Here is a 26,206-nt window from a genome sequence, read left to right on the forward strand (position 1 = left end):
ACCAAGTGGGGCGTCGCGTCGCGCAGAACGGCAGATGGTGATTGACTGTCTTCCCCGGCTCAGCGTTGCGTCGGCAGAACCGCGCGCGTCTGTAGAAGAGAAAGAATCATCACCTTGATCAAGTATCTCGTGCGCCGCACATTGGGCTGGCTGCTCATGATCGTGGTCGCGACCAACGTCACGTACTTCCTGGCCTGGTCGTTCCTGGATCCGCGGAGCAACTACGTCGGTCGACGCCCACCGCTCAGCACCGATGAGATCACACGGATGCTCGAGCCGCTGAATCTCAGCGACACGGTCCCGCTCCTGGAGCGCTGGTGGGTGTGGTTCAGCGGGATCCTGTTCCGGTGGGACTGGGGCCAGAGCCCGGTCGGCCAGTCGGTGAACGACCAGATCGCCTATCGGGCCCTGATCTCGGGCGAGCTCGTGATCGGCGCGACGATCCTCGGCGCCGTGCTCGGCATCGGCCTCGGCGTCTACACCGCATCACGCCAGTACAAGCTCGGCGACCGCATCGGCCAGGCCACGTCGATCATCACGATGAACATCCCGATCGTCGTCGCGGCCCTCGGCATCGTCCTCCTCGCGATCTCCTTCAACGAGTGGGTCGGCGTGCGGGTGTTCTACGTGACAGGGGCAGGCAGCAAGGGCGTCGAGGGATTCTTCCCGGTCCTGATCGACAAGCTGCAGCACATCACGCTGCCGACGATCGCCCTCGTGATCACCGGATACGCGAGCTACCACCTGCTGCAGCGGTCGCTGCTGCTCGACAACATCAAGGCGGACTACGTCCGCACAGCGCGCGCGAAGGGCCTGACCAAGCAGCAGGCCATCCGCAAGCACGCGCTGCGCCCCTCGCTGATCCCGGTCGCCACGCAGCTGGCGTTCACGATCCCGACGGTGTTCACCGGAGCGATCCTCACCGAGACGATCTTCGGCTGGAACGGCATGGGCAAGTACTTCGTCGACACCATCGGCAAGAACGACGTGCACGGCGTCGTGGCGATCGCGGCCTTCGGCGCCGTGCTGACCGCCATCGGCGCGATCCTGGCGGACATCGCCGTCGTGGTCCTCGATCCTCGAGTGAGAGTGAGCTGACATGAGCACCGAAATGATCGACCCCACGCTCCACCCGCAGGCGGATGTCGCCGCGCCCGTCATCGCGCAGCGCAAGCGGACCTCGGTGTTCGGGCTCTACTACCGCCGGTTCATGCGCAACCGCCCTGCGGTCTTCGGCGTCTTCATCTTCATCGCCCTGGTCCTGTTCTCGATCATCGGCCCGATGGTGGCGAAGTACGACCACATCTACCTCGACTTCCTGAATCTCGGCACCGGGCCCTCGTCCGAGCACTGGTTCGGCACGACGCCCGCCGGAAACGATCTGTTCGCGCAGGTGTCGATCGGCCTGCAGCGCTCCCTCATGATCGCCGTGACCGTGTCCATCGGAACCACCGTGATCTCGGCGATCGTCGGTACCGCTGCCGCCTACTTCGGTGGCCTCCTCGAGCGCTCGACCCTCCTGATCATCCACTTCCTGATGGTGATCCCGACTTTCCTGATCCTCGCCCTCGTGTCCAACAGCGCGGGCGGCGACTGGCGGGTCATCGCACTCGCACTGATCTTCGTCGGCTGGTTCTTCCAGGCCAGGGTGATCTGGACGATGGCGCTGTCGCTGCGCGAGCGCGAATACGTGCACGCGGCCCGCTACATGGGTGTGCGCGGCATGAGGATCGTGCTCCGGCACCTGCTCCCCAACATCGGCTCGCTCCTCGTGATCAACTTCACGCTCGGCGTCGTCGCTGCAGTGATCACCGAGACCGGGCTCTCCTTCATCGGCTTCGGCGTGAAGATCCCGGATGTCTCACTCGGCTCGCTGATCGGCAGCGGCGCGAACACCATCACGAGCGCACCATGGGTCTTCTACTTCCCCGCTGCCGCGCTCACCCTGCTCACCGTGTCGATGGCGCTCGTCGCCGACGGTCTGCGCGATGCGCTCGATCCCACTTCAGCGGCTGGAGGCCGCGCATGAGCACCACACCTGCATCCACCGTCCTGTCCGTCCGCGACCTCCACGTCAGCTTCCCCTCCGAAGCCGGTCGTGTCGACGCCGTCCGCGGCGTCTCCTTCGACCTGCAGGCGGGCAAGACCCTCGGCATCGTCGGCGAATCGGGGTCGGGCAAGTCCGTGACCTCGCTCGCGATCATGGGGCTGCTCGACGACAACGCGAAGGTCACCGGTTCGGTGGTCTTCGACGGTCAGGAGCTGCTCGGCAAGACCGACAAGCAGATGTCGATGATCCGCGGCAACGGCATGACCATGGTCTTCCAGGACCCACTGACCTCGCTGACCCCGGTCTTCACGATCGGCGACCAGCTCATCGAAGCTCTGACAGTCCATCGCAACCTGTCCAAGAAGGACTCCTGGGATCGCTCGGTCGAGCTGCTCTCCCTGGTCGGCATCCCCGAGCCGGAGAAGCGCATGAAGGCCTTCCCGCACGAGTTCTCCGGTGGCATGCGCCAGCGCGTGGTGATCGCGATCGCGATGGCCAACAACCCGAAGCTCATCATCTGCGATGAGCCCACCACCGCACTCGACGTCACGATCCAGGCGCAGATCCTCGACCTGATCGAGAAGGCGCAGGGCGAGACCGGCGCCGCGGTCATCATGATCACGCACGACATGGGTGTGGTCGCCAGGACGGCCGACGATGTCATCGTGATGTACGCCGGCAAGCCGGTCGAGCATGCGGAGGCCCGCGAGCTCTTCCACCGCACGCGGATGCCGTACTCGATCGGTCTGCTCGGCGCGATCCCCCGCGTCGACAAGGCCGAGAAGCAGCCGCTGGTGCCGATCAAGGGCAACCCGCCGCTGCTGATCGGCCTGCCGGATGCGTGCCCCTTCGCCGATCGCTGCCCGATCGTGATGGATGCGTGCCTGACGAAGGAGCCCGAGCTCCTGCCCGTGTCCACTGGCACCACCGCAGCGCACAGCGCGGCCTGCATCCGCGCGAACGAGATCGAGGACGGCGGCCTGATCGGCGGACTCCCCGTCTATCCGGTCCCGGTGATCCCGGAGAGCGAACTCACGCGGACGCCGCGCGAGGAGCGCCCCGTCACGCTCGAGGTCCGCAACATGACCAAGTCGTTCCCCCTCATGAAGGGCGCGGTGTTCAAGCGCAAGGTCGGCGAGGTGCACGCGGTCAAGGGCATCAGCTTCGACGTGCGCGAGGGCGAGACCATGGCCATCGTCGGCGAGTCGGGCTCCGGCAAGACGACGACGCTGCTGCAGATCATGGACTTCGAGAAGCAGGCGGACGGCGACATCGTCATCGCAGGCACCAGCGTCGGCGACATCACCAGCGGCCGCCAGGAGCGCGCACTCCGTCGCGACATCCAGATCGTGTTCCAGGACCCGATGGCGGCGCTCGACCCCCGCATGACGGTGGCCGACATCATCGCCGAGCCGATGATCGCGATCGGGACCTCGCGCGCCGATGCCTACGTGCGCGTGCAGGAGCTGATGGATCTCGTGGGGCTCAACCCCGCACACCTCGATCGCTTCCCGAGCGCATTCTCGGGCGGGCAGCGCCAGCGCATCGGCATCGCCCGCGCACTGTCGACCAACCCGAAGATCGTGGTGCTCGACGAGCCGGTCTCGGCGCTGGACGTGTCGATCCAGGCCGGCGTGATCAACCTGCTCGATGAGCTGAAGGTCAAGCTGGGGCTGTCGTACCTGTTCGTCGCCCACGATCTGTCCGTGGTCCGGCACATCGCCGACCGCGTGGCCGTGATGTATCTCGGCGAGTTCGTCGAGCACGGCGACGTCGACGAGGTGTTCGACAATCCGCAGCATCCGTACACGAGGGCGCTGCTGTCGGCGATCCCGGTTCCCGACCCTGATATCGAGCGCACGCGCCAGCGTGTCGTCTTCGATGCCGCGACCATGACGACGCAGCCGCTCGTCTCCTGAGTCTCCCTGGTCACCGTCCGGTAACGGTTAAGCGATATTCACTCGCACCCCCGAGCCTTTCGGTCGAAAGCGAACTAACCTCCCCTTTATGACTACGCCGAAAGGCGAAAGGAGCACCATGAAAAGCACCACGAAGCTGACGGGCATCATCGCCCTCAGCGGCGCTCTCGCACTCGTGATCAGCGGATGTGCGGCGGGCGGCGACAACGGCGGCACCGATGGCGGCAACACGCCCCAGGAGACGAAGCAGGCGGACTACAACCCGCAGCCGCGCGAGAACCTGAAGGAGGGCGGCGAGGTCCACTTCGGCATCAACGAGGTCACGCCGCAGATGAACCCGTTCAACGGCAACGCGAGCGCCGACACGACGCGCCTTGCCCAGTGGTACAACCCGCAGGTGTTCCTGATGACGCCCGAGGGCGACGTCTCCGCGAACCCGGCCTACCTCGACGCGTGGGACATCACCACGGAAGACGGCAAGACCGTCATCACGATGAAGGTCAACGAGAAGGCGGTCTGGAACGACGGCACGCCGATCGACTACACCGCGTTCGAGACCACGTGGAAGGCCAACAGCGGCGAGGACGAGGCCTACGAGACGAGCTCCACCGACGGCTACAAGGAGATCGAGTCCGTCACCAAGGGCGCGACCGACAAGGACGTCATCGTCACGTTCAAGGGCGAGTTCGCCTGGCCGAAGATGCCGTTCCTCAACGGCATCCTGAACCCGGCGGTCAACTCGCCGGAGGTCTTCAACACCGCCTACATCGAGAACGCTCACCCCGAGTGGGGCGCGGGCCCGTACAAGCTCACCGACTTCGACGTGAACGGCCAGTCCGTCACGTTCGAGCCGAACGAGAAGTGGTGGGGCGACAAGCCGCTGCTCGACAAGGTGACCTTCACGGGTCTCGACGCAGCCGCGTCGATCAACGCCTTCAAGAACGGCGAGATCGACATCGTCGGCACGAACACGAAGGACCGCCTCGCGCAGGTCGCCGACATGGAAGACGTCGTCACCTACCGCTCGCAGCAGACGGCCAAGACGATCGTGATCCTCGACGCCGAGAAGCCGCAGCTGAAGGACCTCGACGTCCGTGAGGCGTTCTTCATGGCGATCGACATCGACCAGCAGAAGCAGATCGCGTGGAACGGCCTCGACTACGAGGAGGCTCCAGCGGGATCGCTGAACATGTACGACTTCCAGGACGGCTATAAGGACTCGTTCGCCGAGGCCGGACTGAAGTTCGACGTCGACGGCGCCAAGAAGCTGCTCGAGGACGCCGGCTGGACCGAGGGCGAAGACGGCATCCGCGAGAAGGACGGCGTGAAGCTCGAGATCGTCTACCCGGTGCACAGCGATGACCCGACGATCGAGGCCCTGGCCAAGGCGCTGCAGCAGCAGGAGAAGGCCATCGGCATCGACCTGCAGATCGAGAAGCGCGCTCCCGCGGACTTCTCGACCGACTTCAGCACGAAGAACTGGGATGCGTTCTCCCTGCGCTTCACGGACTCCGACCCGTTCGGACCGCTGTACTTCTGCCAGCTGTACTGCTCTGACAGCAGCCTGAACCTCTCCGGTACCGGAACCCCCGAGATCGACGAGAAGATCAAGGATCAGGTCGAGTCGACCACGACGGCCGCTGACTGGACCGCCGCGACGATGAAGCTCGAGCCGGAGATCATCAAGGAGACCTGGGGCGTCATCCCGCTCTACAACGGCCCCTCGATCTTCACGGCGAAGACGGGCCTCGCCAACCTGACCCCGGAGCCCTACGTGGGCCTCGACCTCTTCGGCGTCTCGCCGGTGGAGAACGTGGGCTGGGAGAAGTAAGCACTTCTGTCTCATCCGAAGCGGGGTCGGTGGTTCATCCACCGGCCCCGCTTTCGTATGCTTGGCGCGTGAGTGTTCAGGTCGTTCTCGTCCACGGCATCCGTACATCCGCCACCATGTGGCGGTCGCAGGTCGAGCATCTCGAAGCGCACGGGTACGACTGCACCGCCGTCGACCTCCCCGGGCACGGCACGCGCATGCATGAGGACTTCACGCTGGACGCAGCCCTGCACGCGATCGATGACGCCGTGCGCGCCGCCGCGGAACGTGGTCCGGTGCTGCTCGTCGGACACTCGATGGGCGGGCTGCTGTCGATCGCCTACACCGGCGGTGCTGCGGCGCCGCCGGTCGCCGGCCTGCTCGCCGCGGCATGCACCTCGCTCCCCCGCGGGGCCGGGCTGTCTGCGTATCGGATGCTGTTCCGCGCCGTGAAGTCGCTGCCGGGCAGCGGCATGTGGATCACCAGGGGCATCCTCACCACGACGGTGCCGAGGGAGACGCGGGCCGATTTCGGCGCCGGCGGCTACGCCCTCGACGTGCAGGATCGAGCGCTGGCGAGTCTGGCCGAGCTCGACATCCCGGCGGCGCTGCGACGGATCAGCGTCCCGCTGTGGTTCGTGAACGGCCAATACGATCAACTGCGCGTGAACGAGCGGCTGTTCCAGCGTCTCGCCCCGCACGCGGAACTCGTCATCGTGCCGCGGACGACGCATCTCGTCACCGTCATGCGCCCGCGCATCTTCAACGCCGCGATCCGACTGGGCGTCGCGACGATCGAATCGGATGCCGGATCAGCGGCGGGCGGGTTGCCTCGCGCACGCGGTGAGCGCGCCGCCGAGCACTGAGAGCACCGCCGCTGCGACGAAGACGAGCCAGAATCCGCCGACGAGGGCGACCAGCAGCGCGCCCAGCACAGGGCCGATGAGCTGTCCGAGTGCGGCCGTCACGTTGACGATGCCGAGGTCGCGGGCGTGGTCCTGCTCATCCGGGAGCAGATCTGCCGCGAATGCGAGGCCGACGGTGGAGAAGGCGCCGTAGCCGACGCCCATGAGCGCGGCCGCGACCATCGTCATCTCGAAGGTCGGCACGATCGCGATCGCGACGCCGGAGGCAGCCTGCACGAGCGTGGCCGCGACTGCGAGGCCTCGCCGGTTGCCGGTGCGGTCGGAGATGATCCCGGTGAGCACCGAGGCGATCACCACGAACAGGGTGTAGACGACGATCAGCAGCAGCAGGTTGTCCTGGGCGACGGCGCTCGGCTGACCGAGACCGTGCAGCAGGAAGAACAGGAACAGCGCGGTTCCGAGGGCATTGCCGATGTTCGTGACCAGGCGCCCGGAGAGCATCCAGGCGAAGTCTCGATCCCGCAGCGAGGCGAGTCTGCGACGCTTCACGCTGGGCGGACGCATCGCCGCGGTTCCTGCGGGGTCGGGCAGCAGCAGTGCGGAGGCCGTGCCGATCACCAGGATGATGCCGGCGAGCAGCAGATACCCGGTCTGGATGTCGAGCCCGAGCAGCACGACCAGCCCGACGCCGAGGACGATGCCGACGGCCTGGCTCGATCCGACGGCAGCGGATGCCGCGCCACGCTGCGTCGACGGAAGCTGATCGGCGATGAGTGCAGTGAAGGCGGCGGACGACACGGCCACGCCGATAGACACCCCCACCCAGCCGAGGCCGACGGCCCACGGTCCTTTCGCGAACCCGGAGAGCACGAGACAGACCGCAGTGAGCCAGACGCCACCCAGGGCCCACGGGCGGCGTCTGCGCTTCCCAGCGGCCGCACGGTCGGAGAGGGCGCCGGCAGCTGGCCCGGCGATGACACCGGCGAGGCCGCCGATGCCCAGCACGACGCCCGACGAGACGACGCCGCGGATCCAGTCGTCTTCGGGGGTGTCGAGCTGCAGCGGCAGCAGCAGCTGCACGGGTGTGAGCTGCACGGTCCAGATCGCGAGCCAGGCGAGGGTGAAGATCGACATCCACCTGGCGCCGACCCTGGTGGTGGCCGTCACCGGAACGCTGCCATCGACACCACGCGGTCGATCGAACGGCGACGGGCGCCCTCAGGCAGCCGGAACCTCGGGCAATCAGGGCTCATGTCGCTCCTTGACGTCGATGTCGGATAGACCTGATTCTGCACCCGGTGCCGCCGTCTGCGCGACCGAGTTTCTCGGATCCGCGCATGCAGGCGCCGCACCCTGCAGCCGTTTCGCGGGAACCGGCCGACTGCTGGTAGAGTTGTTTCTTGGCTTGCGTGTGGGTTCTTCCCTCACGATCGCTGAGCAGCAGCCCTCTTCTGCTGCCGGCATTTCCGAATCACTCCTGTACAGAAAGCGTCCACACGTGGCAAACATCAAGTCGCAGATCAAGCGCAACAAGACCAACATCAAGGCGAACGAGCGCAACAAGGCCGTCAAGAGCGAGCTCAAGACCCTCATCCGCTCCACCCGCACGGCAGTCACCGCCGGCGACAAGGCTGCGGCCGAGGCCACGCTGAAGAAGGCGTCCGCCAAGCTCGACAAGGCCGTCAGCAAGGGTGTCCTGCACAAGAACCAGGCGTCGAACCGCAAGTCGGCTCTCGCCAAGCACGTCGCTTCTCTCTGAGTCGCAACAGCTGAGAAAGGCCCGTTCCGGTTCGGAGCGGGCCTTCTTCGTTTCCGAGGCAGTTCGTTTCCGAGGCAGTAAGGGCCCTCCCCGGTTTCGCTCGGGCGCCGGTGTCAGGCGGGCTCTTCGCCGAACGGCTGTCTGGTCGCGATGACCGTGACCATGCGCTCCAGCGCGAAGATCGGGTCTCTGGCGGCACCCTTGACCTCGGCATCCGCCCGTGCGGTCGCCTGTACCGCCATGCCGAGCGAGCGCTCGTTCCAGCCGGCGAGGTCGCGCCGGGCACGGTCGACCTGCCAGTCCTTCATACCGAGGCGCTGGGCCAACTGGCGGCTGGGCTCACGATTGCCCGCGACGCGCGCCATGGTGCGCAGCTTCATGGCGAAGGCCGCCACCATCGGCACCGGGTCAGCGCCGGAGGCCAGTGCATGCCGCAGCGCGATCAGCGCCTCGCCGTAGCGGCCGGCGATGGCGGTGTCGGCGACGACGAACGCCGAGACCTCGACGCGTCCGCCGTAGTACTTCGTGACGATCTCTTCCGAGATGTCTCCCTCGACGTCGCCGATGAGCTGCTGGCAGGCCGCCGCGAGTTCGGTCAGGTCGTCCGCGAACGCCGAGACGAGTGCGCGGAGCGCTGGCGGAGCGATGCGCTTCTTCGCGGTGCGGAACTCCCCCGCTGCGAAGTCGACGCGGTCGCCGTCCCGCTTGATCGCGGGGCAGGCGATCTCGATGCCGCCGCCGGTTCCGGCACGGATCGCATCGAGGAGCTTCTTGCCGCGGACGCTCGCTCCGGTGTGCCGTAGGACGACCGTCGCTCCGTCCTGTGGGTGGTCGAGGTAGGAGACGGCCTCCTGGATGAAGGCGTCGGAGCACCGTTCGACACCGGACACCCGAACGAGACGGGGCTCGCCGAACAGCGACGGCGAGGTGAGCGCCAGGAGCGTGCCGGGCGCGTAGTCGTCGGCTCGCACGTCGGTGACCTCGAGAGCCGGATCCTCGGCGCGCAGATAGTCGCGTACGCCGGCGATCGCACGCTCGGCGCAGATCTCCTCCGGCCCGGACACGAGCACGACGGGTGCGGGACGCGGCTCGCGCCATGACACCTGCGGGACCTTGGTGGGCTTGGCTCCGCCACGGGAGGAGGAACGCGGAGCTGCCATGCTCCAAGACTACCGGGGGCGTCCGACGCTCGCCTCGGTCCAGACCCGCAGCTCCCCGTCTTCCATTCGGACCAGGATCCGGCCCTGTTGGTCCGTTCGGAAGACGTGGGCACCGGTCGCGCCGAGCAGATCGAGCGTCTCCGCCCGAGGATGCCCGTAGTCGTTCTCCATGCCCACGGTGAACAGTGCGATCGTCGGACGGAGCGCCTGATACAGCGCCGGCTCCTGATCGGCACTCCCGTGATGGGCGACCTTGACCACGGCGTAGCCGCCGATCAGACGGGCGGTGCGCAGGAGCATCCGCTGCGGTGCCGCTGACAGGTCCCCGAGGAACATCGACCTCGGCACGTCTCCCCCGCTGAATTCCACGACCACGCTCGCATCGTTCCCTGTCGGGAAGGCGACGGATGCTCGTTGCGGCCACAGCACCCGCCAGCTGGTCGCGCCGAGCTGCCCCCGCAGCCCTGTCTCACCCTCGGTCAGCGCCGCACCCGCTGCGGCCAGCTCGTCGAGCGCCCGTTGATCGTCCGGTCCACCGGGTGGGCCGTGCAGCACGACGCCGACCTTTCCCCGCACAGCGGCCACACCCCCGACGTGATCGAGATCGAAGTGGGTGAGCACGAGCAGGTCGATGCGCTCGATGCCGAGCGAGCGAAGGCACTTCGTGAGCGGTTCGGGCTTTGGTCCCGTGTCGATCAACGCGACGGCGCCCTCCGATCGCACCAGCAGGGCGTCGCCCTGCCCGACGTCGCACGCGGCGATCGACCAGCCTTCGGGCGTGCTCGCCGTCGCGAGGGGACCATCGAGCAGCGCGCGGGACGCACTCAGGGACAGCACGACGATCAGCGCGGCTGCAGCGGCGCGTCGGAGATTCCGCATCAGGGGACGCTCGGGGGTCGCCTCATCGACGCGCGGTCGCAGGATGACCAGCGCGAGCGCGATACTCACCCCCAGGACGAGCAGAGCGCTGCCGATGCCGGCAGGCAGCAGGATCTGCGCGATCGGGAGGTCGGCGGCGGTGGTCGCAGTCGTGGCGATCCAGGCAGCAGGCAGCCATGCTGATGCCGCGAGCAGATCCGCGAGCGGCGGGATGGGAGCCGTCAGGCACGCGAGCAGTCCGATCACCGTCGCGATCGGTGCCGCCGGCGCCGCCAGCAGGTTGGCGGCGATGCCGACCAGCGACTGCTGTTCGGCGAACAGCGCGATGATCGGACCGCAGGCGAGCTGGGCGGCGAGCGGAACGGCGATCGCGAGCGCGACCGGCGCCGGCATCCATCGCCGCATTCCACGCGTCAATGGCGGGGCGAGGAGGATCAGTGCCGCCGATGCCGCCACCGACAGCGCGAACCCCGGAGTCGCAGCCAGCCATGGATCGACGATAAGGATGCCGACGACGCAGAGGGCGAGCATCCCCGCGCCGGCCTGGGGACGGCCGAGCAGGACCGTGAGCATCGCGACGCCCGCCACGACCGCGGCTCTGATCACGCTGGGTTCCGGCGTCACGAGCACGACGAAGCCCGTCAGTGACGTCGCTGCCACGATCACACGCAGCGCTCGGCCGCCGCCGCACAGCGCCGTCAGCCAGAACATCGCGCCGACCACGATCGCGCAGTTCGCTCCGCTGACGGCGGTGAGGTGGCTGAGTCCGGTCGTGCGCATGTCATCGTTCAGCGTCTCGGAGACGGCACGGGTGTCACCGACCGCGAGCCCTGGCAGCAGACCGGCGCCAGGCTCGGGCAGCCGGGTCGAGCGCGCGATGAACGCCCGTCGCGCGTCCGCCGCCACCCCGAACACCCCCGACGCGGGGGCCTCGACTGCCGCGGTGCTCGCGAAAACGACGAGGGCCGACCTCTCCGCCGGATCCGTCGTTGCCGCCTCCCCCGTCACTCTGACGTTCGCGCCGAGATCGAAACCGTCAGCCGGGTCGATGCCGATACGCACGGGCGCCGACGCTGCATGCACCGCCCCCGGCGAGCCGATCCCCGTCAACCGCACCTCCATCCAGAGGCGCCCGTCCCGACCGACCGACGCTGACGAGGTGACCTCCGCCGTCAGCTCGACCACACGGCCGTCCCAGGATGCGGCGCTGTCGCGGGCGGGCAGCGCGTTCAGAACGGCGATCGACACAGCAGCCATCCCGGCGAGCAGGACGACCATGAGCGCGGCACGGGATGCCGCGCGATCAGCACGTCGCAGCACGACCGCAGACACGACTACCGTACCGAGGACACTCACCAACGCACACCATCCCGCTGCAGCAGGCACGAACACGCATACGAGCGCAGCCCCCCACACTCCGCCGGCGATCGGCAGCAGCCTCAGGTCTCGCCTCATTTCCGGCTAGCGTCACAGACCATGCTTGACGTCCGTCGCATACTCCGGCTCGTTGTGGACGCATCCATCCGTCGAACCTAGATCGCGACGACTCGGCATCTGCGCCCCTGCTCCGCACGCTGTGGACAGGAGTGACCGACTTCGATGTGTGGAGGAACGGCGTGCGCAGCCGCTTCCTGTACAAAAGCTCCCGAACGACGCGGAAGCCCTGTGCTCCACCCTCCTCGAGAGCGAGGGAGTCGTATCGGCTTAGAACTGGGCGGTGATCTCCGAGACGCTGCCGAATCGGACGCCTTCCGCGCTGATGGGGAGGTTCACCTGCCAGAGTTCGACGCCTTGCTCGACTGCGGCGTGGACGGCTGCGGCGACCTCGCTGTGGCGGACGCTGGGCGTGACGACGAATCCCGGGTTGTCGTAGAGGAAGCAGGTGAACAGCACCGCCCGTTCATGTGAGGCGAGGCTGGTGGCGAGTTCGCTGACGTGGCGCACCATGCGGTCCGTGGAGTCGAACGGCGTCACCTTCTTCTTGGCAAGCGCAGACGGCATCGGGAGCTGGATCGTCTGCAACGGTGTCTTGACCTCGACGTAGGTGTCGCCGTTCACGAGGAAGTCGAGGCGGGATGATCCGAGCTTCGCCTCCCGGCGCACGTCCGAGACGGGCACGACGTCATCGAGCGCTCCGGCGGTCAGTGCCGCTTCGACGTAGCGGTTCGCCGCGTTCTGATTGATGCCGAACCACTGCGGCTGCGCCCCTGGTTCTCCCAGACCGATGGCCTCGACCGTGTATCGGGTCTTCCGGGTCGTGCTGTGGCTGTCAGAGACGAGACATTCGAGCCCGTCAAGGACGAAGTCACCGATCCGTCCAGTCGTCGGGCAGTGGCAAGCCTGGACGTCACCGTCGATATCCACCTCGATGATGAATCGGTTCGGACGTCGGACGATCCGGGCACGGCGGAGCGGTTCTTCGAAGGTCACGAGCAGGTCGGAGGTCATCGTTGAATATTAGCTGACGTGAATTGTCATCTATCTTCGGCATAATCGACTCATGAGATCCGATCGTCTACTGGCCATGCTGCTGCTACTGCAGACGCATGGGCAGATGTCCGCATCGAAGCTCGCTGAGACGCTCGAGGTGTCGGTGCGCACGGTGTACCGCGACATGGAGTCGCTGTCGTCGGCGGGCGTGCCGGTCTACGCAGAGCGCGGGCGCGCCGGCGGCATCGCGATTCTGCCCGACTTTCACACGGACATGACCGGACTCACCACCGACGAAGCGCGTGCCCTGTTCGTGCTCGTGAACGAGAGCGCTCATAGCGATCTCGGGTTCGGGGATGCGCTGAAGTCCGCGCTCCGCAAGCTCATGGCCGCGTTGCCCGATGCGCACCAGGATCTCGCCGAACGCAGCACCGAGCGGATCATCATCGACGCCAACCGGTGGGGCGAGCGAGCCGCGGCGGTCCCGCACCTGAAGCCCGTGCAGGAAGCCGTGCTGACGGACCGACGTCTTCGCATCGCCTATGAGCAACGTGACAGCGAGCAGCTCGAACAGCTCCCCGTTGTCGATCCACACGGTCTCGTGCACCGCGGAGGCAACTGGTACCTCATCGCCACGATCAAGAGCATCGATCGCCAGTTCCGAGTCGACCGCATTCGTGAAGCCGAGTTGCTCGACTCGACCACTCGAAGGCCGAAAGGCTACCAACTCTCGGCCGCCTGGACGTCCCTCAACGAAGCGTGGCAGCGTGACTACTCCGCTGTCACTGTCACCGTGCGCGTGCACCGTGACGCACTCGGACTCTTCGAACGCACGGTCGCAAGCGAGCTCCTGGATCCGATCGATCGGTTCTCACGAACACCGGAGGAGTGGACGACGCTGCGTGTCCGGATGCGGTCGTTCGGCCACGCGCAAACCCTCTTGAGCTACGGAACCCAGGTGGTGGTGACCGAGCCCGCCGAGCTGGTGGCTCACCTCGCTCAGGTCAGCATGCACCTGGCCGCGCAGTACAACCCGAGCTCAGGCTGACGCTTCCGACCCTTCTCACCTGTCGCGCAAGGAACGCATTGAGGGCGTGGGCGACGTCGTATCGTACCGACTCCGCCGCGCTTATCAATCTCCTCGGAAAGGCCAGTGCATTCCCTGATCCGGTGTCTGCGGCGACGTTACTCTGGGCCTCCGCGGCTCAGGTTTCCGCGTGAATGGAGAGCAATGTTCCTTGTTACAGGTGCTTCAGGACACATCGGACGCGGGGTGGTTTCCGGCCTCGTTGCCGCAGGTCAGAACGTTCGGGCAGTGAGTCGACGCCCGCTCGAGGGCGATGCACAGAAGGCTGTGCACGTCGTCAACGTTGATCTTCAGGAGCCGCTCGCTGACGCCACGCTCTTCGACGACGTCGCAGGGCTCTTCTTGAACTCGAGCGCGACGATGGACCAGACCGGGGGGTTCTTGAAGACCGCTGCCTCGTCGGGGGTGTCGCATGTCGTGCTGGTCTCGTCGGTCTACGTCGAGGACGGTCTCCCGGCCGATGGGCAGCGAGATGCGATCGCGGGCATGCATCGATCGATGGAGGAGTTGGTCGAGAAGTCGGGGATGGCGTGACGCATCTGCGCGCTGAGGAGTTCGCCACGAACACACTGTTCCAGGTCGGTCCGCAGATCGCTCACGGTGATGTCGTCCGCGGGGCATATCCCGACGCTCAGTCGGCCACGATCCACGAACGCGACATCGCTGACTCCGTGGTCGCAGTGCTGCTCGAGGGCCCCGATGCTCATCGCGGCAAGACATATCTACTCACGGGTCCGAACGCGGAATCTGAGCGAGAACGAGTTGAGATCGTTGGAGCCGTCATCGGACGATCCTTGACCTTTGAAGAGGTCACACCTGCCGATGCCGTCTCAGCGATGGTCTCCAGTTACGTGCCGGAACCGATCGCTCTTGCGGCGATGGACGAACTCGCCCGGCGCACCGCCGAGCCGCCCAGGATCACCGACCACGTCACGATGCTCACCGGAAGGCCCGCACGCACATACACGCAATGGGTGACCGATCACGCAGCAGAGTTGGTGACCCGATGACCGCTCCCTCGTCTACGCGCGAGAACAGTCCGCAGGTTGCGATCATCACCGGTGGCGGGCGCGGCCTCGGCGCAGAGATCAGCAGATCACTTGCCGCTACCGGCGCTCAGATCGTCCTCGTCGGTCGAGACTTCCGGACCCTTCAGCGACATGCCTCAACGCTGCCGGGAGCACCCGTGCTGATCGCAGCGGACATGGCAGACGCCTCGGCGCCAGCCATGATCATCGATGAGGTTCTCCCCCAGACCGGGCGGATCGATGCGTTGGTGAACAATGCAGGGCGCGCTCACTTCGGGCGAAGCCAGGATCTCACGACTGTCGAGTTCGATGAACTCATCGGCTTGAACCTTCGTGGACCGCTCATGCTGACAGGTCTCGCCGCAACCCACATGGCGCAGAGCGGCGGCGGCAGTGTCGTCAACATCTCTTCCGTCTTCGGCGCGGTCGGATCCGCACACAGCAGTCTGTACGCCGCGAGCAAAGGCGCAATCGATGCCGCCACTCGAGCTCTCGCAGCCGAATGGGGACCCTCCGGCGTGCGCGTGAACGCGATCCGCCCGGGTCTTACGCGATCAGACGCCACCGCCTTCGCCATGGGCGATGAACGGATCAAGCGATCCTACGAAGCCGGCGTCCCCTTGGGGCGCGTCGGCGAAGGCGCAGACGTCGCGGAGTTGGTCACCTTCCTCCTGTCGACGGCTTCGTCGTACATCACCGGACAGGTCATCAACGTCGACGGAGGGGTGTCCACCACGAGCCCATCGGTCGGTGGGTGATCGAAAACCTCTCTAATACCTGACGTTACTTGTCAACTATGAGGAACGAGAATGGATCTGCAAGCATTCGCAGTGAGAGGAACACCACCATGACCACTTCCACACCGATCTCCATCGCAACGACCTACTTCGAGGCCGGGGCACGCGGCGACCTCGACACACTGATGAGCGTGGTCTCGGATGACGTCACCGCCGAGAGCCCCGTCGGGCCCATCGAGGGAGCAGCGGCGTTCCGCGCATTCTGGGAGAACTTCGGCCGGATGTACAAGCAGATCGACCTCGTCGGAGCCTACGGCGACGACGACACCGCTGCGCTGTTCTACAACGGCACCTCGGACCTGGGTACCCTCCCGTCGAGCGAACGTCAGAGCATCGTCGACGGCAAGATCGCACACGTCGTCTTCATCTGGGACATGGCACCCTTTGCAGGCGCTGGCGGACCCCGCTAGGCAGAGCTCACGTATCGGCGTCGCGCAACTTCCCGAGTTGCACGGCGCCGATTCGCGTACCGACCTCCACTGATCGGGACTCACCTTGCCCCGCCCGGGTGACCGGCTGCGCTCGCCCACCTCCTTCGCGATCTGTGTCTCCGCTGACGGCGGTGAGGTGGCTGAGTCCGGTCGTGCGCATGTCATCGTTCAGCGTCTCGGAGACGGCACGGGTGTCACCGACCGCGAGCCCGCGCCAGGCTCGGGCAACCGCGACGAGCGCGCGATGAACGCCCGTCGCGCGTCCGCCGCCACCCCGAACACCCCGTCAGCCGGACGAACCACCTCCGCCTCGGTCGCGTAGATCACGAGGGCCGCCCGCTCCCCCGCATCCGTCACCGCCGCCTCGCCGACCACGCGCAGCCCGGCCCCGAGGTCGAAGCCGTCGCCAGGCTCGACCCCGATCCGCACCGGCACCGAGACCGGGCGCCCCTCACCCCGGAGCCCGATGCTGGTCGTCTGCGCCTCGAACCACAGGCGCCCGTCCTGCCCCACAGATGCCGACGATGTCACGGTCGCCGCAACCTCCACCACCCGCCCAGCCGACTCCGCCGCCTGCCCCCGCACCGGCATCGACATCCCCACCGTCACAGCCACCGCAGCCATCGCCGCGAACAGCAGCATGACGAGCCCGACTCCCGGCCGCGTTCCGTCCCGCCGCCGACGCACGTCGGCAACAGCGAGCACCACTCCCGCACAGAGCGCGCAGCCCCCTGCGATCCACCACGCTCCCGCCGACCAGAACACGCACGCCAACGCCGCACCCCACACCCCGACAGCCAGCGGAAGCAGCCGCAGATCCTGACGCCTCATGCGCACGCCATCCCGGAGGCCTCGGGGACGCTCGGTCTCTGCAGCAGCGGCATCCGGCCACGCTAGAAGCCACGCGCGGCGCGACAGCACCGACGGAACGGCCACTCGGGAGAACTCCGCTCCAGCCGCCGCCGTGCAAACCAGGCCCCTGAACCGCGCTCACGAACCCGCTTCATCTCGAGGGCTGTCGGTGCAGCGGTGGCGGCTGCGTCGACGCTGCAGCTGATCCGCGGCTCGATCGCCTCCGTCGCCTGGATCGCCTTCTACCCCTGGGCGAAGCTGAAGCGCCTCCAGCAGCTCGAAGCAGACGCCGCGGCCGGCCCGGAGCAGTCCGAGTAGACCCCGAGAAGATCGACTGCGACAGCATCGAGGTCTGCCAAGATATCCTCATGAGCGAGACTCTCAAGGTGCGTCCGAAGGTCTGGATCGGACTCGCGATCTACATCGGCTACGTGATCGTCGTGTTCGTCGTGCAGCGATTGAGCGGCATCCCGTACACCGACCTGGGCGAGAGCGGCGGCAACCTGTTCCTCGGCGCGGGCCTCTCGCTGATCATCGCCGCCGTCCTGCTCGCGATCACCACGACGCTGCTGGGGTGGTGGCGGCCAGCCCTGTTCGAGCAGAAGCGCAGCATCCGGTGGCCGATCATCGCCCCGATCCTGATGGTCATCGCGCTCCTGATCAATCTGGCCTCGACCGACTGGGGATCGTACGACGGCGCCTTCTTCGCCGCATCCGTCGTGCTCATCCTCGTCGGGTTCACCGAGGAGCTGACCACCCGAGGGCTGCTGCTCACCGCCCTGCGTGCCAGGCTCAGCGAAGTCTGGGTATGGTTCCTCACCTCGGCGCTGTTCGCGCTCATGCACCTGATGAACGCGCTGGGCGGCCAGGCGATCCTGCCGACGCTCCAGCAGGTGGGAGCGGCCTTCCTCGGGGGCACCATCTTCTACATCGTGCGACGCACGACCGGCAGCCTGATCTGGGCCATGGCGCTGCACGGGCTCTGGGACTTCTCCACCTTCGCAGTCGCACACGGCACACCAGGACCATTCGCCGGGTTCGGTACGATCCTGTACCTCATCGCCGGAGTGCTCGCTCTTGTCTCCGTCGCGTTCGTCATCCGTGGAACGCACGAGCGGACCGAGGCCGTGCAGGCACCCCAGCGATAGATCCAGAACCTGCGCCGAGGTGCCTTGATCGCGCAGCCGTCGTGAGACGATGCCAGGGATGGATGCCGCGACCGAGGAAGAACTCCGCAGACTCCGTGCCCGCGCGTACGGCCCGACCGCGGATATCCACCAGGATCCCGGAGCGATGCGCCGCCTCCAGGAACTGGAAGCGTTCCGTCGCCGACGCAGCGCCGCCGGCCCCGAGGTCGAGGCGACAGCGGAGGCGGAGCACGATCCGGAGCGCGATGAGACCCTCACCGACCTCGGCCTGCAGCCATCCCCCACGACCGACAGCGAAGACGAATCGCCCGCGCCGTCCGACCGATCCCCGCGCAGGCGAACCGGACGCTGGATCTTCGCGGTCCTCGCGTCGGCGGCGTTGGCGGCGGGAGCCACCGCCGCTGTGATCTGGGTCATCCCCGTCCGTGTCTCAGCGGGAGCGCCGCAGGTGGCCACGTTGGAGCCCAGCCTGACGCTGGAAGTACCACCGCAGTGGTTCGGGGCCGCTCCGGACGCGGCGGTGTTCGAGTTCTACGGGCTGACGCTCTTCGAAAGCGAATACTCTCCGAACTCCGGCATCCTCGGTGGCGAGGACAGGTGCTTCAGCGTCGTCAACAGCGACCAGGTACCCACGAAGGAGGACTTCGACGCATCTTCGTGGAGCGTGGACGGACAGATCTACTCGGACTGCAGCATGGGCTCGTTCCCGGCGACGGTCGAAGTCCCCATCGACGGGGACTCCCCGGACTCGCTTCGGGCACGGTACCCGGAAGGCACCGCAGTGCAGTTCGTGCTCGATGGCGACCGCATCGGCGTCTTCCTCGACAGGTCCTAGCCCTCCGACGGTCCGTCTTTCGCATCGCTGAGAAATCCGATGGACTGGGCGGATGCAGTCCGAGTATCCGATTCCCGGCAACCCATGGCCCCGCGAGATGCTGATCACGGTCGAGGACCGGCCGACGACGCTCCTCGAGCTCCTGTGGATCCGTGAGACGTACGCGCTGCATCCGCCCGGTGACGACCTCCCGCCCATGCTGGAGCTGACCCCTGCTCGTGCCGCGGTCCAGCTGGATGCGGCGACCCGGAACGAATGGGAGAACACCTGGGCGCGGATCTGGCAGGGGGCTGCCGCGCATGCATGTCGCGAGCACGACCCGGCACTGTTCGAGCAGTTGCAGGGCACGCCACCCGGTTCGACGGAGCGAGAAGCACTGCTCCGACAGTTGTTCGGCCCGGACTGGGGCGACGAGATGGGGCGAGGCGCGTTCGATGATGCGTCGTACACTGCCTGGGAACAGACGATGTCCGACGCGCACATGTCGACCAGGCTCGAACGGCTGGAGGACAGCCCCGAGTGGCGAGCCGTCAGCGCGCTGACGACGGCATGGCGCGGCGGACTGACCAGGATCGTGACGATTCCCTGCCGCGGCGAGCACACCCGACGACTCACCCCGCATGGGCTGCTCCTCACTGCTGCGACGCGGACCGACCTCGCTGCGTACGAGCGGGCGCTCGCCCCCTCCTGACGGCCGCTCGACGCTCAGACTCGTGCTGCGTCCCTGATCCCTTCCAACAGCTTCTCCCCGATGCCGGGGACCGCGAGCAGGTCGTCGACGGACTGGAACCGGCCGTTCTCCTCGCGCCACGCGATGATCCGCTCGGCGATCGCCGGTCCGATCCGTGGGAGCGTCTCCAGCGCCGCCTGGTCGGCCGTGTTCAGGTTGATGCGGTCGTCGCCAGGTGCGGCTGCGCCGGGAACGGTTCCGGCCGCGCCCATCACCGGCACCACGATCTGCTCGCCGTCGGTCAGCAGGCGCGCGAGATTCACCGAGGCCAGGTCGGCGTCATCCGTCGTTCCGCCCGCAGCAGCCAGGGCGTCGACCAGCCGCGCGTTGAGGTCGAGCACGTACAGCCCCGGGCGCTCGACCGCTCCGAGCACGTGCACGTACAGCTCGCCCGAGGGCTCCGGAGACGCGGCCGTCCCGGTCACCGGCAGGGACTCGACGGGCGCCGCCTGGCCCCGGAGGATGCCGAGTCCGACCGCAGCCGAGAGCACGACCAGCGCCAGCACCACGGCCGCACCGATGCTCAACGACAGTCGTCGTGAGCGAGGCGGCTCGGCCACAGGAGGAGTGGGCTCGGACGAAGGCATGCCGCAACGCTAGGCCGCACCGGCCGCAGCATCCGACCAGCGCATCGGCGCCAGTGCACAACAGATCTCTCACTGTCCTCGTGCAGAGTCAGTGCCGCATCGCAGAGGCAACGAGAGGCAACGAGAAGGCGGTCGGCCCGTGCGAACACCCTGACCGACCGCCTCCGGAACGTCTGCTCAGCCCTTGACGACGAAGCTCACGATCTTCGGCGCACGCACGATGACCTTGACGATCTCCTTGTCGCCGAGCGCGCGGATCACACGCTCGTCGGCGCGAGCCAGGGCTTCCAGCTCGGCCTCGCCGATACGGGCGGGCACGTCGAGCTGTGCGCGCACCTTGCCGCCGATCTGGACGACGGCGGTGACCGAATCCTCGACGAGCAGCGCTGGGTTCGCCGAGCGCCAGGTGACGAGACCGACGGAGGGCTCGTGACCGAGGATCTCCCACATCTCCTCCGCCGTGTGCGGAGCGATGAGGTCGAGCATCACGGCGATCGTCTCGGCGGCCTCACGGACGGCGGGGTCGGCCGCACCGGCCTGGCCGTCGATTGTCTTGCGGGTGATGTTCACCAGCTCCATCAGACGCGCGACGAGCACGTTGAACTTCGTCTGCTCGACGAGTGCCGGCGCCTCGGACAGCAGCTTGTGCGTGGCGCGGCGCAGCGCGGCATCCCCACCGTCGAAGACGACGTCGACCGCACTCGAGACCTCACCGGCGATGCGCAGTGCGCGTGCCAGGAACTTCTGCGCGCCGGTCGTCGAGACGTCTGCCCAGTCCTTGTCGTCCTCCACCGGACCGGCGAACGCCAGACCGACCCTGAGCGCGTCTGCACCGTAGGCGTCGAGCTCCTCTTCGAACAGCACCAGGTTGCCCTTGCTCTTCGACATCTTCGCGCCGTCGAGCAGCACCATGCCCTGGTTGATCAGGTTCGAGAAGGGCTCGGTGAAATCGATCAGCCCCATGTCGAACAGCACCTTGGTGATGAAGCGCGCGTACAGCAGGTGCAGGATCGCGTGCTCGACACCGCCGATGTAGGAGTCCACCGGCGCCCAACGGTCAGCCTGCGCAGGCTCGAAGGCGACCGTCTCGCTGTTCGGCGACAGGAAGCGCAGGAAGTACCAGGAGCTGTCGACGAACGTGTCCATGGTGTCGGGATCGCGCAGCACCGGATCGCCGGATGCCGGGTCGACGGTCTGCACCCAGCTCTCGGCGGCGCCGAGCGGCGAGGTGCCCTTCGGCTTCAGGTCGAGTCCCTCGACGCTCGGCAGCTTCACCGGCAGCTGGTCCTCCGGCACCGGGATGATCCGGCCGTCCTCGGCGTGCAGCATCGGGATAGGCGTGCCCCAGAAGCGCTGACGCGAGATGAGCCAGTCGCGCAGGCGGTAGTTCTTGGCAGCACGACCGGTACCGGTCGCGACCAGCTGCTCGATCGCGCGAGCGATCGCGTTGCGCTTCGAGAGACCGTTGAGCGGGCCGGAGTTGATCATCCGGCCCTCGCCGGTGAGCGCGACACCGGTGGATGCCGGGTTCTGCTCGTCGAGCGCGGCATCCGGGTCGATCGGCACGCCGTCGTCATCGACCTCGATGACCTGCATCGCTCCGGTGATGGGTGCGGTGGTGTCGACGACGACCTTGACCGGCAGGTCGAAGGCGCGGGCGAAGTCCAGGTCGCGCTGGTCGTGCGCCGGCACGGCCATGACCGCGCCGTGTCCGTAGTCGGCCAGCACGTAGTCAGCCGCCCAGACCGGCAGCTTCTCGCCGTTGACCGGGTTGATCGCGTAGCGCTCGAGGAAGATGCCGGTCTTCGGGCGGTCCGTGGACTGCCGGTCGATGTCGGTCTCCTTCTGCACCTTCGCCAGGTACTCCTGGAAGCGCTGACGCACCTCGTCCGGAGCCTCCGCTGCCAGCTCTGCTGCCAGGTCGGAGTCGGGGGCGACGACGAAGAACGTGGCGCCGTGCAGGGTGTCGGGGCGTGTGGAGAAGACCGTGACCGGCTCCTCGCGTCCCTCGATGCGGAAGTCGACATCGGCGCCGACGGAGCGGCCGATCCAGTTGCGCTGCATCTGCAGCACCTTGTGCGGCCAGAAGCCCTCGAGCTGGTTCAGGTCGTCGAGCAGACGGTCGGCGTAGTCGGTGATCTTGAAGTACCACTGCGTGAGCTTCTTCTTCACGACCTCGGCGCCGCATCGGTCGCAGCGACCGTCGACGACCTGCTCGTTCGCGAGCACCGTCTGGTCGTTCGGGCACCAGTTCACAGCGCTCTTCTTGCGATACGCGAGACCGCGCTCGTGCAGCTTCAGGAACAGCCACTGGTTCCAGCGGTAGTACTCGGGGTCGGACGTGTGCAGCACGCGCGACCAGTCGAAGGAGACACCGTACGACTGGAACGCCTTCTTCTGCTGCGCGATGTTCTGGTACGTCCACTCGCGCGGGTCGGCACCCTGACGGATCGCCGCGTTCTCGGCGGGCAGACCGAAGGAGTCCCACCCGATCGGGTTCAGGACGTTGTGCCCGCGGTGACGCCAGAACCGCGCCACGATGTCGGAGTACAGGTAGTTCTCCGCGTGCCCCATGTGCAGATCGCCGGAGGGATACGGGAACATCGCAAGCACGTAACGACGAGGGCGGGTGTCGTCATCGCCGCCCGTGAGGAAGGTCTCGTTCTCTGCCCAGTACTTCTGCCATTTGGCCTGGATGGCATGCGCCGACGACGACTCGTCCTCGGCAGGAGCTGTGGACAGGTTCTCAGACAACGAACACACGACCAATCTGAAGGAAAAAACGGGATCAGTTCAGGATATCGGAACCCCAGAGCACCGGCAGGACGGCGCCGAGGGCGGCCAGCGGTGCCGCCGCCTTCGTCGCGACCTCCGCGACCTCGGCATCCGGCTCCGATCCCCAGGTGATCCCGCCACCGGCGCCGACCACGGCCCGGTGCTCCTCGACCACGATGCTGCGGATCACCATCGCGAGGTCGAGCGTCCCGTCGACGCCGATGTACCCGAAGCAGCCGGCGTAGATGCCACGTGGTCCGCCCTCGAGCGCGTGCAGCCGGGTCATGGCCGAGAGCTTCGGCGCACCGGTCATGCTGCCTGCGGGGAACGCGGCCTGGAACAGCTCCCCCACCGTCGCGCCGGCGACCGCGGTGCCGCTGACGGTGCTGACGAGCTGATGCACTGCCGGATACGTCTCGACGACCCAGAGACCGTCGACGCGGATCGACCCCGGCACGCACACCTGCGAGAGGTCGTTGCGCATGAGGTCGACGATCATGACGTTCTCGGCGCGCTCCTTCCGGTCCACCGCGAGCTCCGCGGCGAGCGCAGCGTCGTCCGCAGGGGTGGCGCCGCGCGGTCTGGTCCCCTTGATCGGACGAGTCCGGATGACGCCGCCTTCGGCGTGCAGGAACTGCTCGGGACTGGCGCTGAGCAGCGTCCTGTCCCCGATGCGCACGAAGCCTCCATGGTGCGCGGGCGTCGCAGCCCGCAGACGGAGATAGGCGGCGACGGCATCGTGCTGTCCCGGCACGGTGAAGCGCGTGGTGAGACACAGCTGATAGGCGATGCCGGCCCGGATCAGGTCGCGGCACTCCTGGATGAGCCCGGCATACGCCTGCGGGTCGTGCCTGGCCACCGCGATGCTGGTCGGCGCAGCATCGAGGTCGGGAGCCGCTGCAAGGTCGCCATCGACCGCCGACACCCAGGCGTCCAGCTCCGCTGCTTCGGCGAGCGCCCAGACTCGCTGCCCGACATGATCGATCGCGATGACGTGTGTCGCCCGCAGCCAGGAGGGCCGGTCGTCGTCCTCGGCCGTCACGGGTGCCCCGGCGTCGCGCGCTCCGCTCTCATAGTCACGCCAGCCGATCCATCCGCCGCGGAACGGCGGCAGCCCGTCATCCACTGTCGGCCCATCGATCCGCACATCCGTCGGCAGCGCCGACACCGTCCCCGTGCCGATGAAGCTCCACCCCTCGGTGGCGCCGTCACCGGCATCCAGCCAGAAGACATCCGCGGCCCGCGCTTCGAGCATGCGGAACACGTCGAGCGGCTCGACCCAGGCAGGGAGCAGACGGGCGCGCAGATGATCGGGCACCTGCTCAGCCTACGACCGCCGCGCTCCCGTATTCTCGGAGGGGTGGATGACCTGCTGCTGTGGATGTTCGACTTCGTGCAGTCCATCGATCCGGTCACCCGTACGCTGATCGCCGGATTCGCTGTGCTGCTCGAGACGAGCGTGCTGATCGGCCTGGTCGTTCCCGGGGACACGATCGTGATCATCGCCTCCATGGGGGTCACCTCCCTGCTCGAGGGCGTGTTCATGGTCATCGCCGTGGTGATCGGCGCACTCATGGGTGAGAGCATCGGGTTCCTCCTCGGACGCTGGCTCGGTCCGCGTATCCGTCACTCCTGGCTGGGTCGCCGGATCGGCGAGCACAACTGGGTGCGAGCAGAGCGCTACCTGCAGCGCCGCGGCGGTGTCGCGATCTTCCTCTCTCGCTTCCTCCCGGTGCTGCACTCCCTCGTCCCGCTCACGGTCGGCATGAGCCACTACTCCTACCGGCGCTTCCTCGCCTGGACCGCACCGGCGTGCCTGATCTGGGCCACCGCCTACGTCTCGGTGACGTCACTCGCCGCAGGTGGATTCCGCGAGCTCGTCGACCGCGTGCACTTCGCCGGCTACATCTTCGTGGGCGTGATCGCCCTCTTCCTGCTCCTGATCTTCGTCGGCAAGAAGCTGATCACCCGACTGGAATCGCGTCATCTCGACCCGGCCGACACACAGCCCGAGAGCGACGTGAAAGACTGAAGCAATGGCTTCCGCTCCCTCGGCGCCCCGGATTCACTGGTTCGCCCGTCTCGAACACCGCTTCCACGTGTGGCGTGAAGGCCGAGCGCGCCGTCGCGGCCGCAACGCCACGATCGTCCCCTTCCCCGGGTACGGCGGCCCAGGCTGGGTGCGCGTCGTCGGTCGGGTCCTCATCGTCCCCACGCAGCGCCGCACCGAGGACGGCGAGCTCGCGAGCGTGCGCGGCTGGCGCAGCTTCGTCGGCATCCCCGTGAGTTTCGCCTCGGTCGACGTGCACATCGGCGACACGACGCATCACGTGGTCGCCGATCGTGGCGGCGTGGTCGACATCCGCATCGCGGCAGACCTCGAACCCGGCTGGCAGACCTTCCGGATCTCGGTCGACGGCCAGGACCCGGTGGAGGCGCGCGCCTTCATCGTCGCCGAGTCCACGACGTTCGGCGTGCTCTCCGACGTCGACGACACCGTGATGGTGACGGCGCTCCCTCGCCCGTTCATCGCCTTCTGGAACTCGTTCGTCCTCGACGAGCACGCCCGCATCCCGGTGCCGGGCATGGCCGTGCTCCTCGACCAACTGCTGCGCCAGCACCCCGGTTCCCCCATGGTCTACCTCTCCACCGGAGCCTGGAACGTCGCGCCGACGCTCTGGCGCTTCCTCGGACGCCACCTGTTCCCAGCCGGCTCCATGCTGCTCACCGACTGGGGGCCGACGCACGACCGCTGGTTCCGCAGCGGACGCGATCACAAGCTCACGAACCTCCGTCGTCTCGCCGCGGAGTTCCCGAACGTCAAGTGGCTGCTCATCGGCGACGACGGACAGCATGACGAGTCGATCTACACCCAGTTCATGGACGAGCACCCCGAGGCGGTCGCGGGTGTCGCGATCCGTCGACTGCTGCCGGCCGAGGCCGTCATGGCCGGAGGCCGTGCCGGTCGTGAACCCCACTCGCCGGACACCGCGCCATGGGTGAGCGCCGAGGACGGCGCCGGGCTGCGCGACCTGCTCGGTGAAGCCGGCATCCTGCACTGAC

Annotated in this window: 26 protein-coding genes; 17 read left to right on the forward strand and 9 right to left on the reverse strand. The window is 67.2% G+C overall.

Annotated features, from left to right (window positions below):
* Positions 1-114: 114 nt before the first annotated feature.
* The 5 genes from V7Z82_RS12625 (at position 115) to V7Z82_RS12645 (ending at position 6,645) form a co-directional block, all read left to right on the forward strand.
* The gene (locus tag V7Z82_RS12625; RefSeq protein ID WP_334151905.1) at positions 115-1,098 is read left to right on the forward strand and encodes an ABC transporter permease; all 984 of its coding nucleotides are present in this window, start codon (positions 115-117) and stop codon (positions 1,096-1,098) included.
* Between the two features lies 1 nt (position 1,099).
* Positions 1,100-2,029 carry an ABC transporter permease gene (locus tag V7Z82_RS12630; RefSeq protein ID WP_334151906.1) on the forward strand — a complete coding sequence of 310 codons (930 nt, stop codon included), beginning with the start codon at positions 1,100-1,102 and terminating at the stop codon, positions 2,027-2,029.
* Positions 2,026-3,969, forward strand: coding sequence for an ABC transporter ATP-binding protein (locus tag V7Z82_RS12635; RefSeq protein WP_334151907.1), 1,944 nt, complete (start codon positions 2,026-2,028; stop codon positions 3,967-3,969). The genes V7Z82_RS12630 and V7Z82_RS12635 overlap by 4 nt, the downstream gene beginning before the upstream one ends.
* Positions 3,970-4,087: 118 nt before the next feature.
* Entirely contained in the window at positions 4,088-5,800 is a 1,713-nt protein-coding gene (locus V7Z82_RS12640) for an ABC transporter family substrate-binding protein (RefSeq protein ID WP_334151908.1), read from the forward strand.
* 68 nt (positions 5,801-5,868) lie between these two features.
* Complete coding sequence (locus V7Z82_RS12645) at positions 5,869-6,645, forward strand: alpha/beta fold hydrolase (RefSeq protein WP_334151909.1); 777 nt, start codon at positions 5,869-5,871, stop codon at positions 6,643-6,645.
* Here V7Z82_RS12645 and V7Z82_RS12650 read toward each other — a convergent pair.
* Positions 6,592-7,812: an MFS transporter gene (locus tag V7Z82_RS12650; protein ID WP_334151910.1), complete on the reverse strand. Its 1,221-nt coding sequence runs from the start codon at positions 7,810-7,812 to the stop codon at positions 6,592-6,594. The genes V7Z82_RS12645 and V7Z82_RS12650 overlap by 54 nt on opposite strands.
* Before the next feature lie 331 nt (positions 7,813-8,143).
* Here V7Z82_RS12650 and rpsT point away from each other — a divergent pair, with 331 nt between their 5' ends.
* Positions 8,144-8,404: a 30S ribosomal protein S20 gene (gene rpsT / locus V7Z82_RS12655; protein ID WP_334151911.1), complete on the forward strand. Its 261-nt coding sequence runs from the start codon at positions 8,144-8,146 to the stop codon at positions 8,402-8,404.
* Between the two features lie 113 nt (positions 8,405-8,517).
* Here rpsT and holA read toward each other — a convergent pair whose 3' ends face one another.
* The 3 genes from holA to V7Z82_RS12670 form a co-directional block, all read right to left on the reverse strand.
* Positions 8,518-9,564 (reverse strand): DNA polymerase III subunit delta, encoded by a 1,047-nt coding sequence (holA, locus tag V7Z82_RS12660; RefSeq protein ID WP_334151912.1) that lies wholly within the window; start codon positions 9,562-9,564, stop codon positions 8,518-8,520.
* 9 nt (positions 9,565-9,573) lie between these two features.
* Positions 9,574-11,775: a ComEC/Rec2 family competence protein gene (locus V7Z82_RS12665; RefSeq protein WP_334151913.1), complete on the reverse strand. Its 2,202-nt coding sequence runs from the start codon at positions 11,773-11,775 to the stop codon at positions 9,574-9,576.
* 372 nt (positions 11,776-12,147) lie between these two features.
* Complete coding sequence (locus V7Z82_RS12670) at positions 12,148-12,891, reverse strand: DNA/RNA nuclease SfsA (protein ID WP_334151914.1); 744 nt, start codon at positions 12,889-12,891, stop codon at positions 12,148-12,150.
* 76 nt (positions 12,892-12,967) lie between these two features.
* Between V7Z82_RS12670 and V7Z82_RS12675 the strand changes: the two genes are divergently transcribed.
* The 5 genes from V7Z82_RS12675 to V7Z82_RS12695 all read left to right on the forward strand — a co-directional run bounded on the left by V7Z82_RS12675 (position 12,968) and on the right by V7Z82_RS12695 (position 16,195).
* Entirely contained in the window at positions 12,968-13,921 is a 954-nt protein-coding gene (locus tag V7Z82_RS12675; RefSeq protein ID WP_334152080.1) for a helix-turn-helix transcriptional regulator, read from the forward strand.
* 183 nt (positions 13,922-14,104) lie between these two features.
* Positions 14,105-14,494 (forward strand): NAD(P)H-binding protein, encoded by a 390-nt coding sequence (locus V7Z82_RS12680; protein WP_334152081.1) that lies wholly within the window; start codon positions 14,105-14,107, stop codon positions 14,492-14,494.
* Entirely contained in the window at positions 14,491-14,970 is a 480-nt protein-coding gene (locus tag V7Z82_RS12685; protein WP_334151915.1) for a hypothetical protein, read from the forward strand. Before V7Z82_RS12680 ends, V7Z82_RS12685 begins: the two co-directional genes overlap by 4 nt.
* The gene (locus V7Z82_RS12690) at positions 14,967-15,746 is read left to right on the forward strand and encodes an SDR family NAD(P)-dependent oxidoreductase (protein ID WP_334151916.1); all 780 of its coding nucleotides are present in this window, start codon (positions 14,967-14,969) and stop codon (positions 15,744-15,746) included. The genes V7Z82_RS12685 and V7Z82_RS12690 overlap by 4 nt, the downstream gene beginning before the upstream one ends.
* Before the next feature lie 89 nt (positions 15,747-15,835).
* A complete protein-coding gene (locus tag V7Z82_RS12695) occupies positions 15,836-16,195 on the forward strand; it encodes a nuclear transport factor 2 family protein (protein ID WP_334151917.1) in 360 nt (119 codons plus the stop codon).
* A 7-nt stretch (positions 16,196-16,202) separates the two neighbouring features.
* Here the strand turns inward: V7Z82_RS12695 and V7Z82_RS18130 are convergent, their stop codons facing one another.
* Positions 16,203-16,388 carry a hypothetical protein gene (locus tag V7Z82_RS18130; RefSeq protein WP_442927637.1) on the reverse strand — a complete coding sequence of 62 codons (186 nt, stop codon included), beginning with the start codon at positions 16,386-16,388 and terminating at the stop codon, positions 16,203-16,205.
* Positions 16,385-17,047, reverse strand: coding sequence for a hypothetical protein (locus V7Z82_RS12700; RefSeq protein WP_334151918.1), 663 nt, complete (start codon positions 17,045-17,047; stop codon positions 16,385-16,387). The genes V7Z82_RS18130 and V7Z82_RS12700 overlap by 4 nt, the downstream gene beginning before the upstream one ends.
* Before the next feature lie 198 nt (positions 17,048-17,245).
* On the opposite strand from V7Z82_RS12700, the gene V7Z82_RS12705 reads away from it, so the two are divergent.
* From V7Z82_RS12705 to V7Z82_RS12720, 4 genes are read left to right on the forward strand one after another with little or no spacing between them, the layout of a single operon-like run.
* The gene (locus V7Z82_RS12705) at positions 17,246-17,386 is read left to right on the forward strand and encodes a hypothetical protein (protein ID WP_334151919.1); all 141 of its coding nucleotides are present in this window, start codon (positions 17,246-17,248) and stop codon (positions 17,384-17,386) included.
* A gap of 50 nt (positions 17,387-17,436) precedes the next feature.
* Positions 17,437-18,216 carry a CPBP family intramembrane glutamic endopeptidase gene (locus V7Z82_RS12710; RefSeq protein WP_334151920.1) on the forward strand — a complete coding sequence of 260 codons (780 nt, stop codon included), beginning with the start codon at positions 17,437-17,439 and terminating at the stop codon, positions 18,214-18,216.
* A gap of 58 nt (positions 18,217-18,274) precedes the next feature.
* On the forward strand, positions 18,275-19,051 hold the full coding sequence (locus V7Z82_RS12715; protein ID WP_334151921.1) for a hypothetical protein: 777 nt from the start codon (positions 18,275-18,277) through the stop codon (positions 19,049-19,051).
* 52 nt (positions 19,052-19,103) lie between these two features.
* Positions 19,104-19,742 (forward strand): hypothetical protein, encoded by a 639-nt coding sequence (locus tag V7Z82_RS12720; protein ID WP_334151922.1) that lies wholly within the window; start codon positions 19,104-19,106, stop codon positions 19,740-19,742.
* A 14-nt stretch (positions 19,743-19,756) separates the two neighbouring features.
* Here the strand turns inward: V7Z82_RS12720 and V7Z82_RS12725 are convergent, their stop codons facing one another.
* The 3 genes from V7Z82_RS12725 to V7Z82_RS12735 form a co-directional block, all read right to left on the reverse strand.
* Positions 19,757-20,368 (reverse strand): ComEA family DNA-binding protein, encoded by a 612-nt coding sequence (locus V7Z82_RS12725; protein WP_334151923.1) that lies wholly within the window; start codon positions 20,366-20,368, stop codon positions 19,757-19,759.
* A 177-nt stretch (positions 20,369-20,545) separates the two neighbouring features.
* Positions 20,546-23,122: a leucine--tRNA ligase gene (gene leuS / locus V7Z82_RS12730; protein ID WP_334151924.1), complete on the reverse strand. Its 2,577-nt coding sequence runs from the start codon at positions 23,120-23,122 to the stop codon at positions 20,546-20,548.
* A gap of 34 nt (positions 23,123-23,156) precedes the next feature.
* Positions 23,157-24,461: an anthranilate synthase component I family protein gene (locus V7Z82_RS12735; RefSeq protein WP_334151925.1), complete on the reverse strand. Its 1,305-nt coding sequence runs from the start codon at positions 24,459-24,461 to the stop codon at positions 23,157-23,159.
* A 42-nt stretch (positions 24,462-24,503) separates the two neighbouring features.
* Between V7Z82_RS12735 and V7Z82_RS12740 the strand changes: the two genes are divergently transcribed.
* Positions 24,504-25,175, forward strand: coding sequence for a DedA family protein (locus V7Z82_RS12740; RefSeq protein WP_334151926.1), 672 nt, complete (start codon positions 24,504-24,506; stop codon positions 25,173-25,175).
* Positions 25,176-25,179: 4 nt separating this feature from the next.
* The gene (locus V7Z82_RS12745; protein ID WP_334151927.1) at positions 25,180-26,205 is read left to right on the forward strand and encodes an App1 family protein; all 1,026 of its coding nucleotides are present in this window, start codon (positions 25,180-25,182) and stop codon (positions 26,203-26,205) included.
* Position 26,206: the final 1 nt, after the last annotated feature.

Source organism: Microbacterium sp. (assembly GCF_036823965.1).
Taxonomy (GTDB): Bacteria; Actinomycetota; Actinomycetes; order Actinomycetales; family Microbacteriaceae; genus Microbacterium.